The 280-nt window shown below is 65.0% G+C and carries 1 protein-coding gene; it reads left to right on the top strand.

Annotation, left to right across the window (positions count from 1 at the left end):
• A partial coding sequence (locus EN846_RS34825) for a TonB-dependent receptor (RefSeq protein ID WP_135928180.1) occupies positions 1-280 on the top strand: 280 nt, incomplete at both ends.

Below are 280 nucleotides of genomic sequence, written 5' to 3' on the forward strand. Positions count from 1 at the left end.
CTTCAACCCCGAGCGCAGCCGCGCCCGCGGCAGCCTGACCTGGACCAAGGGCGACTGGGCCACCACCGTGTTCGGCACCCGCTACGGCTCGGCCTTCAGCTATGCCGAAGCTGATGGCACCAACAGCGCGGGCGGTGCCTACTCGCGTCGCCTGGCGCCGTACTTCCTGTGGAACCTGAGCGTCGGCAAGAAGTTCGGCGAGAACGTGCTGGCCACCTTCCAGGTCGTCAATGTGTTCGACAACCAGTATCGCAAGGACAACAGCAACACGACGTACCCG

The sequence above is a fragment of the Mesorhizobium sp. M4B.F.Ca.ET.203.01.1.1 genome (assembly GCF_004791025.1).
GTDB classification, from domain to species: Bacteria; Pseudomonadota; Alphaproteobacteria; order Rhizobiales; family Rhizobiaceae; genus Mesorhizobium; species Mesorhizobium abyssinicae.